The sequence below is a fragment of the Castellaniella sp. UC4447_H14 genome, from assembly GCF_052978285.1.
In genome coordinates, this window is sequence record NZ_CM129666.1 from 1,658,242 (window position 1) to 1,673,949 (window position 15,708).

Here is a 15,708-nt window from a genome sequence, read left to right on the forward strand (position 1 = left end):
ATCGAAGTCTCCTCTTCTCATGTGATGCAAAAAGGCCCCGCCGCAGCGGCGGGGCCGAATGGAAAGCGCATCGGGCCTGCCGGCCCGAAGTCCCCGCGACCGCCCTAGGCCGTGACGTGTTCCTCGTCCGGCAAATAGGCCTCCACCGGCGGGCAGGCACAGCTCAGGTTCCGGTCCCCCCAGGCATTATCCACCCGAGCAACCGGGGGCCAGTACTTGCGCGCTGCCAGCCCAGGAACCGGGTAGGCCGCCTGTTCCCGCGTATAGGGATGGGTCCAGTCCCGCACCAGCAGTACTGACGCCGGATGCGGCGCATTCACCAGCACGTTGTCCTCGATCGTCTGTTCACCACGTTCGACCGCGGCGATTTCCGCCCGGATGGCGATCATGGCCTCGATGAAGCGGTCCAGTTCTTCCAGACCTTCGGATTCCGTGGGCTCTACCATCAGCGTACCCGGAACCGGGAAGCTCATGGTCGGCGCGTGAAACCCGTAATCCATCAGGCGCTTGGCAATGTCCTCGGCGTCGATGCCGCTGGCTTCCTTGATGGGCCGGACGTCCAGAATGCACTCGTGCGCCACGCGGCCGTTGGCCCCCGCGTACACGATGGGGTAGTACGGCGCAAGGCGCGTAGCCAGGTAGTTGGCGTTCAGGATCGCCACCTGAGTCGCGCGCCGCAAACCGCTCGCGCCCATCATGGCGATGTACATATACGAGATCGGCAGAATGCTGGCCGAACCGTAGGGCGCCGCCGACACGGGACCGGATTGGCCGGCCGGCAGACGACCGTCTTCGCCCACAATCCCCGGCAGGTAAGGCGCCAGGTGTTCGCGCACCGCCACCGGGCCCACGCCCGGGCCGCCGCCGCCGTGGGGAATGCAGAAGGTCTTGTGCAGGTTCAAGTGAGAGACGTCCGAACCAAAACGACCGGGCCGTGCCACGCCCACCAGGGCGTTCATGTTGGCGCCGTCCAGGTAGACTTGCCCGCCTGCCGCGTGGATCAGATCGCAGATTTCAGTGACCGTCGTCTCGAACACCCCGTGCGTGGACGGATAGGTGATCATGAGCGCGGCGAGCCTGTCGCCTGCCTGGGCAATCTTCGCGCGCAGATCGTCCATGTCGATGCTGCCGTCTCCCGATGAGGCCACGACCACGACGTCCATGCCCGCCAGATGAGCCGACGCGGGATTGGTGCCATGCGCCGAAGCCGGAATCAGGCAGACATTGCGCTGGTGCTCGCCGTTGGCCTGATGATAGCCACGGATGGCGAGCAAGCCAGCGTACTCGCCTTGAGCACCGGAATTGGGCTGCAGGCTGACGCGGTCATATCCCGTGATTTCGCACAGGGCCGCCGACAGGCGATCGATGAGTTCTTGGTAGCCCTGGGCCTGCCCGGCGGGGGCGAAAGGATGCATATGGCCGAACTCGGGCCACGTCACCGGGATCATTTCGGCGGTGGCGTTCAGCTTCATGGTGCAGGAGCCGAGCGGAATCATGGTCCGATCGAGGGCGAGGTCCTTGTCGGCCAGGGAGCGCAGATAGCGCAGCATGTCCGTTTCGGACTTCACGCGCGAGAAGGCCGGATGCGCCAGAATCGCGCCTTGGCGGCGCAGGCCGGACGGAATACCGTCGTCCGTCCGCGTGAAATCCGGTGCCACGCGATGCGCGCCCGTGGCGGCCGCCAGCACGCCGACCAGCGTCTCGATGTCGGCCTCGCCGACCGTCTCGTCCAGCGACAGCGCGACGTGGGAATCGTCGACATGGCGCAGATTCATGCCACCGTCCACCGCAGCGTCCAGCACGGCTTGCGTGCGCGCGCCCGTCTCCAGCAAAAGCGTATCGAAATGGGTGTCGTTGCAGACTGTCAAGCCGCACGCCTTCAGCGCGGCAGCCAGCTGCCCGGTGTGCGTAGCCACGCGCTGCGCGATGCGCGCAATGCCGCGCGGGCCGTGCCACACGGCATACATGGCCGCCATGACCGCCAGCAGCACCTGGGCCGTGCAGATATTGGAAGTCGCCTTCTCGCGGCGAATGTGCTGCTCGCGTGTCTGCAGCGCCAGCCGCAGCGCAGGCTCGCCCCGTGCGTCCTGTGAGACCCCGACCAGGCGACCGGGCAGATGCCGCTTGTAGGCGTCCTTGCAGGCCATGAACCCGGCGTGAGGACCGCCATATCCCATGGGAACGCCAAAGCGCTGCGTGCAGCCCACGGCAATGTCCGCCCCCCACTGGCCAGGAGGCGTGAGCAATGCCAGCGCCAGCAGATCCGTAGCCACCGCCACCACGGCGCCGGCGGCATGCGCCTGCTCGACCAGCGCGCGATAGTCGCCCACGCCGCCGAGGCTATGGGGATATTGCAGCAGCACGCCAAAACAATCGGGCAGGCCCTGCGACTCGTCGCCCACCACCACTTCGATGTCCAGACCCGCCGCCCGTGTGCGGACGACTTCGAGCGTCTGCGGATGCACGTGTCTGGAGACGAAGAAATGCTTGGCCTTTGCCCGCGAAACGCGACGCGCCAGCGTCATGGCCTCGGCCGCCGCGGTCGCCTCGTCCAGCAGGGACGAATTGGCGATGTCCAGGCCGGTCAGATCCGTCACCATGGTCTGATAGACGAGAAGCGCCTCCAGGCGACCCTGGGAAATCTCTGGCTGGTAGGGCGTGTAGGCCGTATACCAGGCGGGATTCTCGAGGATGTTGCGCAGGATGACATGCGGCACGTACGTGCCGTAATAGCCTTGGCCGATGTAGCTGCGCAACACCTGATTATGGGCGGCCACTGCCTTCAGGTCCGCCAGTGCCTCGACCTCGCCCAGCGGGCCGGGCAGTTCCAGGTACGGGGCCTCGGACAAGATATTGCCCGGCACGACTTCACGGACCAGCGCATCCAGGCTGGCGACGCCGACCGCGGCCAGCATGGCCCGCTGATCGTCTTCGGACGGCCCGATATGACGGGATACAAATTCGGAATGCGTGGCGGGATCGCGCAGCATGGAGTTCTCCGGGATCAATCTGAGTATTGCGATTTCAGTTCAGGCCTGCGCCTCGTAGGCGGCGGCATCCAGCAACCCGTCGACATCCGCTGGATTGTCGGCGCGGATCTTGAAGATCCAGTGATCGTAGGCTGCTTCGTTGATGAGGCCGGGCTGGTCGTTCAGCGCCTCGTTGAAGGCGAGGATTTCACCTGCGACCGGCGCATAGATGTCGGAAGCGGCCTTGACCGACTCGACCACAGCCGCGTTGTCGCCAGCGGCGACCTTGGCGCCGATCTGCACGTCGCCGACGAACACCAGATCACCGAGCTGGTCCTGGGCGTCGTCGGTAATGCCGACCAGAAAACAGTCGCCGTCAGCCTTGACCCACTCGTGGGAGGTCGTGTATTTGCGATCGTTGGGAATGGACATGATGGACCTCTGAAAAGGAATGGATGGAAGAAAGCCGGTCAGTGTTCAAGCTAGTGCCCTGTGTGAAGAGTCGGCGCGCCTGACGCAGGATTCCCCGGGGCGGACACCAGGACCTTGCCATTGCGCACGAACGGCGGGCGCACGATCTGTGCCGGCACCCACTTGCCGCGGATCTCGATTTCAGCGCCGTCGCCCGGCGTCGAGCCCACCGGCACGCGGGCCAGCCCGATGGAAACGCCAATGGTCGGCGCCATGGTGCCGCTGGTCACCTGGCCCTCTCCCTGGGCGGTGCGCACCTTCATGTGGCCTCGCATGATGCCGCGCTCGAGCAGCTTCAGGCCCACCAGCTCGCGCGAGGCAGGAGCGGATTCGAGGGCCTCGCGCCCGATGAAATGGCGTTCGGCGTCCTTCAGCGACACTGTCCAGGCCAGGCCGGATTCCAGGGGATGGACCGTCTCGTCCATGTCGTTGCCATAGAGGTTCATGCCCGCTTCCAATCGCAGCGTATCGCGCGCACCCAGACCGCAGGGATGCACCCCCGCCGCGAGCAAGGCATCCCAGAATGCCTTCACCGCAACCGCCGGCAGCACGATCTCGAATCCGTCCTCGCCGGTGTAACCCGTGCGGGCCACCAGCGTGTTTTCGTCGACCAGCGCTCCGGTAAAGGGCTTCAGATCCTGGGTCGCAGGCTTCCATTCGGGATGCACGGCCCAGACCGTCTCACGCGCCTTCGGCCCCTGGACAGCGAGCATGGCCAGATCGCGGCGCGGCGTCACCGTCACCCCATACGCGACAGCCTGCTCGCGGATCCAGCGGGTGTCCTTGTCGGCCGTCCCGGCGTTCACCACCATGCGCCAGCGATCAGGCGCGAAGAAATACGTGATCAGATCGTCTATCACCCCGCCATCGGGACGCAGCATGCACGAATACAACGCCTTGCCGGGGTGGCCGGCGATCTTGGCGACGTCGTTGGCCAGCAAATGGCGCAGGAAATCCTGTGCGCGGTCGCCGGCAATATCCAGATTGAGCATGTGCGAGACATCGAATACGCCCGCCGCCTGGCGCACGGCATGATGTTCTTCGAGCTGCGAACCGTAGGACAGCGGCATGTCCCAGCCGCCAAAATCAACGATCTTGGCGCCCAAGGCGACATGGGTCTCGAACAGGGGGGTCTGGGCGGACATGGAGGCTCCGGACAATAAATGGGGGCGGCACATGTGCCGGCAACGCCCTTCTGTCCTTTTGCCTGAGAGTTGCCCCACAACAACCGGGGGTTCACCTTCGGCGCCCAGCCCAACCGGGCGGGTCTCTCCAGAATGCTGCGATGCGCACACGGCATCATGCGGATGGTACGGGGTGCCTGAGCGATTCCGGGCGAATTGCGCCTTCGGCGGCCAACCCATGCGGGCGGCGCTCTCCCACCCGCATCGGGTGACAGCAAGGGCAAAGCATACCCTGAAAAGCGGCTGCCCAACAATCGAAAAATGCGGTGGGAATCAGATGTAACCGAGGGCCCGCCAGCGCGCCTGAGTCTCCGCCTCCACGCCCAGTTCATCCAGAACCTGGCCAGTATCCTGGCCGAGAGTGGGCGCAGGGCGCTCGATACCGCCCGGCGTTGCGGACAGCTTGGGCACGATGCCCGGCACCTGGCACGGGGTCCCGTCGGACAAGGGACGATCCAGAATCATGTCGCGCGCGCGGTAATGGGGGTCGGCCGCAATATCCGCAACACTGTAGATGCGCCCGGCCGGGATACGGGCCGCATTGAGCGCCTCCAGCGCCTGGTCCTGGGTACGGCTGGCCGCCCACTCGCCGATCGCGGCGTCCAGGCGCGCCACCTGCGCGACGCGCCCGGTATTGTGCGCCAGCGCCGGATCGGCGGCCAGATCCGCGCGACCGATGGCGTGCATGAGCCGCTGAAAGATGCTGTCGCCATTGCCGGCGATCAACACATGGCCGTCGCGGCAAGCGTACGCATTGGTAGGGGCAATGCCCGGCAGGCTGCTGCCGGCCGGCTGGCGGACCTCGCCAAACACCGCGTATTCCGGCAGCAGGCTCTCCATCATGTTGAAGACGGACTCATACAACGCCACATCGACCATCTGCCCCACGCCTTGCTGATCCCGGGCCCGCAAAGCGAGCAGCACGCCGATCACGCCATGCAGGGCCGACAGCGAATCGCCGATCGACACCCCGACGCGCACCGGCGTACGGCCGGGCTCGCCGCTGAGATACCGCAGGCCTCCCATGGCCTCGGCCACCACCCCGAAACCCGGCCGATCACGATAGGGCCCCGTCTGCCCGTATCCGGAGACCCGCAGCATGACCAGCCGCGGATACAGCGCATGCAGCGCTTCCCAACCCAGGCCCCAGGATTCGAGGGTACCCGGTTTGAAGTTCTCGATCACGACATCGCACTCGCCGGCCAGGCGGCGCACGAGATCCTGGATCTCCGGCTCGCGCAGATCCAGGGTGATGGATTTCTTGTTGCGCGACTGCACCTGCCACCACACGGACGTGCCCCGATGCAGCAGGCGCCAATTGCGCAACGGATCGCCCTGACCGGGCGGCTCGATCTTGATGACTTCGGCGCCGAACTCCCCCAGCATCTTGCCCGCGAACGGACCCGCAATGAGCTGGCCCATTTCCAGCACCCGAATGCCGGACAGCGGTTTGGGCAAGGACGCCCCCGAGCCGGATTCAGGCATCGATCGCGTCCTCGCGGATGCAGTCCACATAGTAGTGGCGCTGGCCGCTGTCATCCGCATCGTAGGCCAGGCCGTGCACGTCCGTCTCGAACCCGGGGAACTGGTGATTGAATTCCTGCGTGAATTTCAGATAGTCCACGATATCGCGGTTGAAACGCTCGCCGGGGATCAACAAGGGGATGCCCGGCGGATAAGGGGTCAGCAGCACACCAGTCACCCGGCCGTCCAGATCGGCCACAGGGATGCGTTCGACCTCGCGGTGCGCCATGCGGGCGTAGGCATCCGACGGGCGCATGGCGGGCTCCATATCGCTGAGATACACACGCGTGGTCAGACGCGCGAAATCGTAATGGCGGTAGGCTTCATGGATTTCCTGGCACAGGTCGCGCAGCCCCAGGTGTTCGTAGCGCTTGTGCGCCTTGGCAAATTCCGGCAGCACGCGCCACAACGGCTGATTGCGGTCGTATTCGTCCTTGAACTGCTGCAGCGCCGCCAGCAGCGTGTTCCAGCGACCCTTCGTGATGCCGATGGTGAACAGGATGAAGAATGAATACAGGCCGGTCTTTTCGACCACCACGCCGTGCTCCACCAGATAGCGCGAGACCAGCGCCGCGGGAATGCCGCTGTCGGCAAAAGTGCCGGAAATGTCCAGGCCAGGCGTCACTACCGTGCACTTGATGGGGTCCAGCATGTTGAAGCCTTCGGCCAGATCGCCGAAGCCGTGCCACTCGTCGCCCGACGTGAGCAGCCAGTCCTCCCGGTTGCCGATGCCCTCCGATGCCAGCCGGTTCGGCCCCCAGACCTTGAACCACCAGTCGTTGCGGCCATATTCGGATTCGACCTTGCGCATGGCCCGGCGGAAATCCATGGCTTCACGGATCGATTCCTCGACCAGCGCCGTACCGCCCGGCGGTTCCATCATGGCAGCGGCCACATCGCACGACGCAATGATGGCGTATTGCGGCGAGGTCGAGGTGTGCATGAGGAACGCTTCGTTGAACAGGTTGCGGTCCAGCTTGCGCGTCTCGGAGTCCTGCACCACGATCTGCGACGCCTGCGAGAGTCCTGCAAGCAGCTTGTGCGTGGAGTGCGTGGCGAAGATCATCGTGTCCTTGCTGCGCGGGCGGTTGGGCCCGATCGCGTGCATGTCCTCGTAGAACTCGTGGAACGCGGCGTGCGGCAGCCAGGCCTCGTCAAAGTGCAGCGTATCGATATAGGAACCGAGTTTTTCCTTGATCATCTCCACGTTGTAGATGACACCATCGTAGGTACTTTGCGTCAGCGACAGGATGCGCGGGCGCTTGTTCGCCGCCGCGCGCGCAAACGGGTTGGCCTCGATCTTCCGCCGGATATTTTCCGGATCGAATTCTTCGAGCGGGATGGGCCCGATGATGCCCAGGTGATTGCGTGTCGGACGCAGGAATACCGGGATCGCGCCCGTCATGGTGATGGCATGCAGCACGGACTTGTGGCAATTGCGGTCCACCACCACCACGTCCCCGGCGGCCACGTTGGCATGCCAGACGATCTTGTTGGAAGTGGACGTGCCGTTGGTCACGAAAAAGCAGTGGTCCGCATGGAAGATGCGGGCCGCGTTCTTTTCGGACTCTGCCACCGGCCCGGTGTGGTCCAGGAGCTGCCCGAGTTCGTCCACGGCGTTGCACACGTCGGCCCGCAGCATGTTCTCGCCAAAGAACTGGTGGAACATCTGCCCCACGGGGCTTTTCAGGAACGCCACGCCGCCCGAATGCCCCGGGCAGTGCCAGGAATACGAACCATCCGAGGCGTACTCCAGCAGCTCGCGGAAAAAGGGAGGCGCCAGGCTGTCCAGGTAGGCGCGAGCCTCGCGGATGATGTGGCGCGCGACGAACTCCGGCGTGTCCTCGAACATGTGGATGAAGCCATGCAGCTCGCGCAGGATGTCATTCGGGATGTGCTGCGAGGTCCGCGTCTCGCCGTACAGGTAGATGGGGATTTCCTCGTTGCGAAAACGCAGCTCGCCAATGAAGGCGCGCAGGTTCTTGATGGCATTGGCCACGTCCTCGGGGGAATCCTCGTCGAATTCCTCGTCGTCGATCGACAGGATGAACGCGCTGGCACGGCTCTGCTGCTGGGCGAACGAACTGAGGTCGCCGTAGCTGGTCACGCCCAGGACCTCCACGCCCTCGGCCTCGATGGCCGAAGCGAGCGCGCGGATGCCGAAGCCGGACGTATTTTCGGCGCGATAGTCTTCGTCAATGATGACGATCGGAAAACGAAATTTCATTGCACTGACCTCAAAGAGAAGGTCTGCATGGACCGGAATCCCGCCATGCGAATGGCTCATGTCCCGTCCGGCCCGCCCGTGCGGGGCGGCCGGTGGAACCCTAGGTGCGGGGCAAGGTCACCCCGCGCTGCCCCTGGTACTTCCCGCCCCGGTCGGCGTATGAAGTCTCGCACACCTCATCGCTTTCGAAGAACAGCATTTGGGCGCAGCCCTCGCCTGAATAGATCTTGGCCGGCAGCGGCGTCGTGTTGGAGAACTCCAGCGTGACATGGCCTTCCCACTCCGGTTCCAGCGGCGTGACGTTCACGATGATGCCGCAGCGCGCGTAGGTGCTCTTGCCCAGGCAGACCGTCAGGATGGAACGCGGAATGCGAAAATATTCCACAGTGCGCGCCAGCGCGAACGAATTCGGCGGAATGATACAGACATCACCACGGAAATCCACAAAAGATTTCTCGTCGAAGGCTTTCGGGTCGACGATGGTGGAATTGATGTTGGTGAAGATCTTGTACTCGTTCGCACAGCGCACGTCGTACCCGTAGCTGCTGGTGCCATAGCTGACGATGCGCTGCCCGTCGACGGAACGCACCTGCCCAGGCTCGAAAGGTTCGATCATGCCCGCATCGGCGGCGCGCCGGATCCAGCGATCGTTCTTGATGCTCATGGAGTCCCTCTGAAATTTCAGATATTTTAGTCAAGATCCCCTGCGGGCGCCGCGACATGCGCGCTCGGCCGTCATTCCATGGAAAACCATCGGTAGACCAGCGCCAGACCGCTGACGGTCCCGGCCGTGACTTCGACACGCAGACGACGAGTGAGCCGGTAGGTCAGACGGGCAACCGTTCCGGTTTGCGCCAACGCCTGCTCCAGGCTGACCCGCAGGTTGTCGGTCAGTGCCTTGCCGGCCACCGCGAAGCGCTGCTCGGACAGACTCGCGCCGGTATCCAGGTCAGTGACCACGCTTTGCGCTGGAAGCACGCTGCCGGGGCTGCCCAGCTCGCCCGAACGCATGCTCAATTCGTCCAGCCCGAAGCGTTTGTAGAACGGCTCGCCGTGCGACAGCAGTGAGCTGCCGACCGAGAACAGCAACGATACGTCGCCGCCCCCCCCTTCGTCCGGACCATGGCCCAGCAGCAGCCACGTGAGCTTTTCGGTTTCGCTCACATCGGGGTGCGAAACCAGGTCAATGCGCGGACGGCGGGCCGTTCCAGCCACGCGCACCCCGGCCTGCACGGCCACGTCGGTGCGCAAGGCCTCGATGGACAGCACAGGATCGGAGATGTCACCCTGGAAGGTCACTGTGCCGCGCCGCAGCTGCAGATGTTGGCCATAGGCATCAATGGACCCGCCGCGCGTGCGCAATGCTCCCAGGGCGGTCAGCTTCCCGGCGCGCATGCGCAGATCCAGACTGCCCACCAGGCCGGAGTTCACGCCGAAGCCCGTCAGATAGAAGCGCGGCCCCAGGTCCACGGTCAGATCCACGTCCAGATCCATCGGCACGGGAGGTTCCGCTTCCGGCTTCGCCGCCGCCGGCTTGCCGGGCTGCAGGATCACGACGTCGCCATCCAGTCTCGGGATATTGTTCAGCATGTCCAGGTCGAACCAGCCCGCGTCGGCGACGATCTTGCCGGTCACCCGGATCGACGGGAGGCTGGCCTGCACCGAAATATCGCCGGTCACCATGGCATAGCGATCGGCGCGCTGCACGATCGGATAACGACGAAAGGCGATCCGCACCTCGCCCTGGTCCTGGTACAGATCCCATGCACCCGAGACGTCCAGGCTTCCATTCTGCGCATCGGGATTCTCGGCGACCCAGGTGGCCGTACGCCATTCCTTGGGAGTCACACGGCGCTGGGCGGGAAACCGCAGGTGATCCAGCACCAGGCGCGAGCCGTCCAGGTGAGCCTGCAGCGTTCCATCCAGCAGACGGATGCCTTCATCCACCACGAGGACACGCAAACCTTCGGCTCGTATGGGCCCGGAGAAGGTCCAGCGGCCATCAGGCCGGCTCTGCCCGCGCACGTCGGCGTGCACGGTGCCGCCGACTTCCACCGTGCCGGCAAGCAGCAGGTTCACCCACGTCAGATCCTCGGAATCGGCCTCCAGGCGCACATGTTTCACGTCCTTGGGATGGAGCACGATACCGCCCCCCTGCTGCGCATGCACGGGCATATCCGCCTGCAATCGCAGGCTGCCCATTTTCGTCGTCTGAAGCTGCAGATCCAGCCGGGCCGTGCTGGTGGGCCCGCTCGTCGGGCGCAGGCTCAGGTCCAGACTGGCGGCTCGCAGGCCCAGCTTGATGGGCACATCCCCCGGTACGACCAGGTCGCCGCCGGTGCGCACGAGCCGGATGTCGCCGCTCAAGGCCTTCTTGAATGCCAGATTCCAGGTCAACCGGGCTTCAAGCCGGCTGCCGCGCACCCGGTCGGACAGGGCTGTGTGAACGCCTCCCGTCGGGACGCCGGCAGGTTGCAGCCAGGAACGGATCTTCTGAATGCGCCCGGGCGTCACGAGCAGCGGGTCGATCTGTCCGCGCGTCGCCCATTCCCCCGGCGACCCGCTGGAACCCTGGTGCTGAAGCTGCAACAGTTCCTGGCCCTCCAGCGTCACATCCAGTACGGCCCGGCCCACCTCCCAGGCACCCGAATCGGCCACCGACACGGGAACGGCCGTGCGGCTGCGCACCGCCAGGCCGGCGTGGTCCAGCTGCAGCGCGGAGACTTGCCCCCGCCAGCCCTGACCCTCCGTCCAGCCCCCGACCATTGTCAGGTCCGCGGACAGCGGCGCGCGGCCGGGGATACCTTTCCGAGGATGATCCGGCACCAGCCGCAGTTTCAGCTCGCTGCGCTGGTCCGCGATCGACCCGTCGCTGGTCAGGCTGACCGAGCCGCCCCCGGACAAACCGGGCCATGCAGCCTTCAGCGCCGGAACCTGGGCCTGCAACGACAGGCTGGCGCTGGAGACCGCAACATCGCCGTGCGCCTCGACGTGATTCGGCCCTAGCGCCAACTTCACGTCCAGACCCGAAAGCCGCAGGGCACGCGGGTTCCAGGGGCCGGGTGCAGCCGGATCCAGCAGCACGCCCTGGGCTCGCCCCAGGCGGCCGATCGTGACATGCCCCGAGAGCGGCTCTCCGTTCCAGCGATTGGGGCCATCGAGATTGATCTGTACCGCCAGATCGTCGAGCTGCCGTGCCGCTGTGAGGCGGACTTGAGCATCGCCCGTCACATTCAGCACGGAGGGCCCCACGGCCTTGGGCAGCCAGGGGTTCAGCCGCAATTGCCGTACAGCCCATTGGGCCTGCACCGTGCGTGAACCGTCCGCGGCCGCCGGCTGCGGCGACACGGTCAACTGAAGCGCGGTGTCGCCCGGCAGCGCCAGATCCACATGCGCCCGGTTCAGCGGAAACGCCCGACCCGGCGTAAGGCGCGCATCGGCCTGGAGCCGCAGCCCCTGGCCGTCACCGCTGGCCTGCATGTGCACATCCTCGATCGTGCCGGCCGCGCGGACCTTCAGCCGGATATCGCAGGCGGGGTCGGCCGCCGCCCCTCCGTCCGGCAACAGGTGCTGAAGGCAGACGGGAGAATCGGGTCCATCCGCGCCCGCGGATGCCTGGAGATCAAGCTCGAAGGGCCAGGGCGCCGCCAGGGCATGCAGGACCGCATGTCCGGTCAACGTTGCTTGCACCTCATGCCCCGACACCTGCAATTGATTCAGTGCCACGGTGGCACCCGAACGATCGAGCGTCAGCCCCGTGGATACCGCCCCGACCGCCACCGGAAGCGGCCGGCCGTCCAGCGTCAGGTCCAGCCCGCCCAAGGCCAGCCGATCCACGCGCACGTCCACCGGCAGCACCGGAAAGTGAAACGGCCCGGTCGAAGGTGCCGCATGATGCGTATTCACGGCCACGTCGGCGCGCACGGCAGACAGGTCAGCCAGGTGCAGTTGGCGTCCCCCCCACAGATCACGCCATACGGCCTGGAGATGCAGGCCGGTGAGCCGGACGTTCGCATCCGGCAGCGACACCGACAGATCATCGACCGACACGCCGTCGGCGATCGTGCCCTTGATGCCGCGTATGTCGCCCTGGAGATAGCCGACCGCCGTGTGCAGTACCCAGCGGGTCCCCGCCTGGCTGGATACGCACCACCAGGCAAACCCGAACGCCAACAGCAAGGCCAGCACCACCGGCGGCAGCACCCATAACGCCAGCAGCCGCAGGCCGCGTAACGGGAGGCGCAACAGGCGCGGCAAGCCCTTCAAAACGCGATCCCCATGGAAAACTGCAGCCGCAGGCGCTGATCTTTCTGGGCCCAGGCCACATCAACGAAGAACGGCCCGGCCGGCGTACGCACGGCCAGCCCCGCGCCATATCCGAGATGCCAGTCGAACTGCCTGAAGGATGGCGCCGCATCGCCCCCGTCGACGAACAGGTTGGCGCCCAGCACATCAGTAAAGTAGTGGGTGTATTCGACGCTGGCAACGCCCAGCGCCGGAGCCCCTATGATGGCATCGCCGCGCTGCAGCCCGATGCTCTGATAGCGATAGCCCCGGATAGTCCGTGCGCCGCCAGTGCGCCAGGAAAAATCCTGGGGCAGCCGGTCAGTCTGCGACCAGACCTGCCCGATTTCGCCGCGCACGGTCAGCACGTCCCGCTCGCCGATCGGCCACCACTTCTGCGCACGCAGGCTGGCGCGGTAAAACGGCTTGCCGTCGTCCAGCGTGGTGCCCACGCCCACTCCCAGTTCAACGAGGTTCCCCTCTCGGGGATCGTACTTGTTGTCCACATCCCGGCGCAGCCCCTGCCAGGTCACCGACGCGCTCGGAACCTCATAGCGATACGCGTCCGCAATTCGCGTCTTGTCATAGGTGATCTGTGTGCTCCAGCGAACCTCGTATTCCACCCGGCTGCCATCCGCGGCCTTATGCTGGCGGCTGCGCTTCCACCCGATCCCCGTGCGGCTGTTCTCCAGGCCCTCGATGTCCGAATGGTCGTACAACACGCCGAAGCTGTCCTGATAGCCGTCGAGCCCCGGCGGCAAATGCACGTCATAGAACGCCCGCTGCTGGTGCAGGTCCACACCCGCGCCGGTCTCGATCCAGATGGGCAGGCCGGCCACCACGTTCTGCCGATAAAGGCCTTCGACGCGCACGCCATGATCGCTGTCGGCCCCCAGAGAACCGCTGAACTGGCGCGCGGGCGCCTCGGTCACCTGGATCCGGACGGGCAGCGTGACCGGCGCGTCACCCTGACGCAGCCGGCCCGGATCCACCAGCCCGGTGCCGGCATCGGAACCGTTGCGAGCTGCCTCCACGGCCTTGCGCGGTCTGGCCGCCGTCTGTGCCTGGCCGGCAGGCTGGGTGGTGCCGTCGTCCAGCGTCACGAACGCCCCGCGAAAGAAGGTCGTGGATTGCAGGGCCTGCTGCCAATCCTCGAGTTGCTTCCTGTTGTACGGGTCCCCAGGAGCGTAGCGAACATAGCGCCGAATCAGCGATTCAGGCACGCGCTTCAAGCCGATGACTTCCAGCTCGCCCAGGCGCACCGGGGGGCCGCTGTTCACATCGACTTGAAGGCTGGCCTGCGCCTGCACGGGGTCCACCTCGGCGCGTGTCTCGTCAGCGCGTCCGAAATAAAAGTCCTCGGACGTCACGTCGTATAAGAGATCGGACTTGGCCTTGCTCCAGTCGTCATTGATGAATGGCATGCCGGGCTTGAGCAGCCAGCTTTGCCGCAAGCGCTCGCGGCGCGAAGCGTAGGCGTCGCCCGTGATCGCGCCGCTGAAGGTCAGACCAAGCTGTCGGACTTGAGTGCGCTCGCCCGGATCGATCGTGATGTTCCAGAACTCGCCTTCACCCGGCCCGCCCGGCTCGGCGTCCAGCGTGACCTGGGCGGCAAAGTACCCCTGGGTCTGCAGGGCGGCCACCGCGGCGTCCCGGGCGCGACGGCGCAGGCGCGAAACCTCGCGTATGTCCTGGTCCTGCGTCAGACGCGTGATCGCGCCCACCGCAGCGGTAATGTCTCGTAGCACCTTGGGAGGCGCGCCTCCAGGGTCGATGATCACCTGGGGAGGCGCTGCCTGCGCGGACTGCGTCATGGAAAGCGCGACGCAGCACAGGAAGGCAACGCCTCGCCACAGCATCAGGACTTGCGAGCCACTACGCGCGGCTTCGTGCCGGAGTCGTCCAGCGGCTGGCCCGCCACGTGAATGGCAAGCTGGTGGGCAATCTCATGGTAGAGCTGCGCGGCCTTGCCGGCCGGGGAGGCCACCACACTGGGCCGCCCGGAATCGGTTTCCTCGCGGATGTCGAGCTGCAGAGGCAACGCCCCGAGGTAGGGCAAATGATAGTTGGCGGCCAGGTGCCGACCACCTTCCTGTCCAAAAATAGGTTCCACGTGCCCGCAGTTCGAGCACACGTGCACCGACATGTTTTCAACGATCCCCAACACCGGGACATCCACCTTCTGGAACATGATGAGGCCCTTGCGGGCATCGGCGAGCGCGAGGTCCTGCGGAGTGGTCACGATCACCGCTCCCGTCAGGGGGACCTTCTGCGCCATCGTCAGGGCAATATCGCCGGTTCCCGGCGGCATGTCCACTATCAGGTAGTCCAAATCGTTCCAGTTCGTAAGTGAAAGCAACTGCGTGAGCGCCTGCGTCACCATGGGCCCGCGCCAGATCGCCGGGCCGTCGTCATCCATGAGGAAGCCGATGGAATTGGCCTGAAGCCCATGGCCGATCAAAGGCTCCATGCTCTTGCCATCCACGCTTTTGGGCTTGCCCGACAGCCCCAGCATGATGGGCACGCTGGGCCCGTAGATATCGGCGTCCAGCAGCCCCACGCGCGCCCCCTGGGCCTGCAGGGCCAGAGCCAGGTTGACGGCCGTCGTGCTCTTGCCCACACCGCCCTTGCCGGAGGCCACCGCGATGATGTTGCGCACCGTATCGAGCGGACGCAAGCCTCGCTGCACAGCATGGGTGCGCACTTTCATCTGCACGTCCAGATGCCCAAGACGCTGTCCCGCAGCCTGCAGGGCAGCGTCGATCGCCGCCCGCAGCGTCTGGACGCCATTGAATATGGGGTAGCCCAGAGTTACAGTGATATTGAAAGCGTCGCCTGCGGCGACGATCTGCAGTTCGGGCTCGGTCACAGACAGCGTCTTGTGCGTTTCGGGGTCGACGACGCGCGACAAAACCGTGCGGACGTCCTGAATAGTGGCAGTCATGTCGGGATCCGGATGAAATCGTTCGAAACTCAAAGCATAGCGGATCGCCCTTGGAATCCGCTGCATTGACCCCGATATGGACACAAGATCGCGGCGGTCCGCCCG

General features: G+C 65.4%; 9 protein-coding genes and 2 riboswitches. All 9 genes read right to left on the reverse strand.

Annotation, left to right across the window (positions count from 1 at the left end; all coding sequences use genetic code 11):
* Window positions 1–104: 104 nt before the first annotated feature.
* The 9 genes from gcvP to apbC all read right to left on the reverse strand — a co-directional run bounded on the left by gcvP (window position 105) and on the right by apbC (window position 15,603).
* The gene (gene gcvP / locus ACVCMJ_RS07990; protein ID WP_447080897.1) at window positions 105–2,990 is read right to left on the reverse strand and encodes an aminomethyl-transferring glycine dehydrogenase; all 2,886 of its coding nucleotides are present in this window, start codon (window positions 2,988–2,990) and stop codon (window positions 105–107) included.
* Window positions 2,991–3,029: 39 nt separating this feature from the next.
* Window positions 3,030–3,401, reverse strand: a complete 372-nt coding sequence (gcvH, locus tag ACVCMJ_RS07995) for a glycine cleavage system protein GcvH (RefSeq protein ID WP_447080898.1) — start codon at window positions 3,399–3,401, stop codon at window positions 3,030–3,032.
* A gap of 50 nt (window positions 3,402–3,451) precedes the next feature.
* Entirely contained in the window at window positions 3,452–4,585 is a 1,134-nt protein-coding gene (gene gcvT, locus ACVCMJ_RS08000; protein ID WP_447080899.1) for a glycine cleavage system aminomethyltransferase GcvT, read from the reverse strand.
* A gap of 40 nt (window positions 4,586–4,625) precedes the next feature.
* Window positions 4,626–4,726, reverse strand: a riboswitch (glycine riboswitch).
* 12 nt (window positions 4,727–4,738) lie between these two features.
* Window positions 4,739–4,832, reverse strand: a riboswitch (glycine riboswitch).
* Between the two features lie 65 nt (window positions 4,833–4,897).
* Window positions 4,898–6,082 carry a CaiB/BaiF CoA transferase family protein gene (locus ACVCMJ_RS08005; protein ID WP_447082703.1) on the reverse strand — a complete coding sequence of 395 codons (1,185 nt, stop codon included), beginning with the start codon at window positions 6,080–6,082 and terminating at the stop codon, window positions 4,898–4,900.
* A 19-nt stretch (window positions 6,083–6,101) separates the two neighbouring features.
* On the reverse strand, window positions 6,102–8,375 hold the full coding sequence (locus tag ACVCMJ_RS08010) for an Orn/Lys/Arg family decarboxylase (RefSeq protein ID WP_447080900.1): 2,274 nt from the start codon (window positions 8,373–8,375) through the stop codon (window positions 6,102–6,104).
* A gap of 100 nt (window positions 8,376–8,475) precedes the next feature.
* The gene (gene dcd, locus ACVCMJ_RS08015) at window positions 8,476–9,039 is read right to left on the reverse strand and encodes a dCTP deaminase (protein WP_447080901.1); all 564 of its coding nucleotides are present in this window, start codon (window positions 9,037–9,039) and stop codon (window positions 8,476–8,478) included.
* A 71-nt stretch (window positions 9,040–9,110) separates the two neighbouring features.
* On the reverse strand, window positions 9,111–12,641 hold the full coding sequence (locus tag ACVCMJ_RS08020; protein WP_447080902.1) for a translocation/assembly module TamB domain-containing protein: 3,531 nt from the start codon (window positions 12,639–12,641) through the stop codon (window positions 9,111–9,113).
* Window positions 12,638–14,518: an autotransporter assembly complex protein TamA gene (locus ACVCMJ_RS08025; protein WP_447080903.1), complete on the reverse strand. Its 1,881-nt coding sequence runs from the start codon at window positions 14,516–14,518 to the stop codon at window positions 12,638–12,640. The genes ACVCMJ_RS08020 and ACVCMJ_RS08025 overlap by 4 nt, the downstream gene beginning before the upstream one ends.
* On the reverse strand, window positions 14,518–15,603 hold the full coding sequence (gene apbC / locus ACVCMJ_RS08030; protein ID WP_447080904.1) for an iron-sulfur cluster carrier protein ApbC: 1,086 nt from the start codon (window positions 15,601–15,603) through the stop codon (window positions 14,518–14,520). The genes ACVCMJ_RS08025 and apbC overlap by 1 nt, the downstream gene beginning before the upstream one ends.
* Window positions 15,604–15,708 lie beyond the last annotated feature (105 nt).

Excerpts from the sequence above, each read along its gene's own strand:
- gcvP (WP_447080897.1), bottom strand. The coding sequence starts at position 2,990 with ATGCTGCGCGATCCCGCCACGCATTCCGAATTTGTATCCCGTCATATC.
- gcvH (WP_447080898.1), bottom strand. The coding sequence starts at position 3,401 with ATGTCCATTCCCAACGATCGCAAATACACGACCTCCCACGAGTGGGTC.
- gcvT (WP_447080899.1), bottom strand. The coding sequence starts at position 4,585 with ATGTCCGCCCAGACCCCCCTGTTCGAGACCCATGTCGCCTTGGGCGCC.
- ACVCMJ_RS08010 (WP_447080900.1), bottom strand. The coding sequence starts at position 8,375 with ATGAAATTTCGTTTTCCGATCGTCATCATTGACGAAGACTATCGCGCC.
- dcd (WP_447080901.1), bottom strand. The coding sequence starts at position 9,039 with ATGAGCATCAAGAACGATCGCTGGATCCGGCGCGCCGCCGATGCGGGC.
- ACVCMJ_RS08025 (WP_447080903.1), bottom strand. The coding sequence starts at position 14,518 with ATGCTGTGGCGAGGCGTTGCCTTCCTGTGCTGCGTCGCGCTTTCCATG.
- apbC (WP_447080904.1), bottom strand. The coding sequence starts at position 15,603 with ATGACTGCCACTATTCAGGACGTCCGCACGGTTTTGTCGCGCGTCGTC.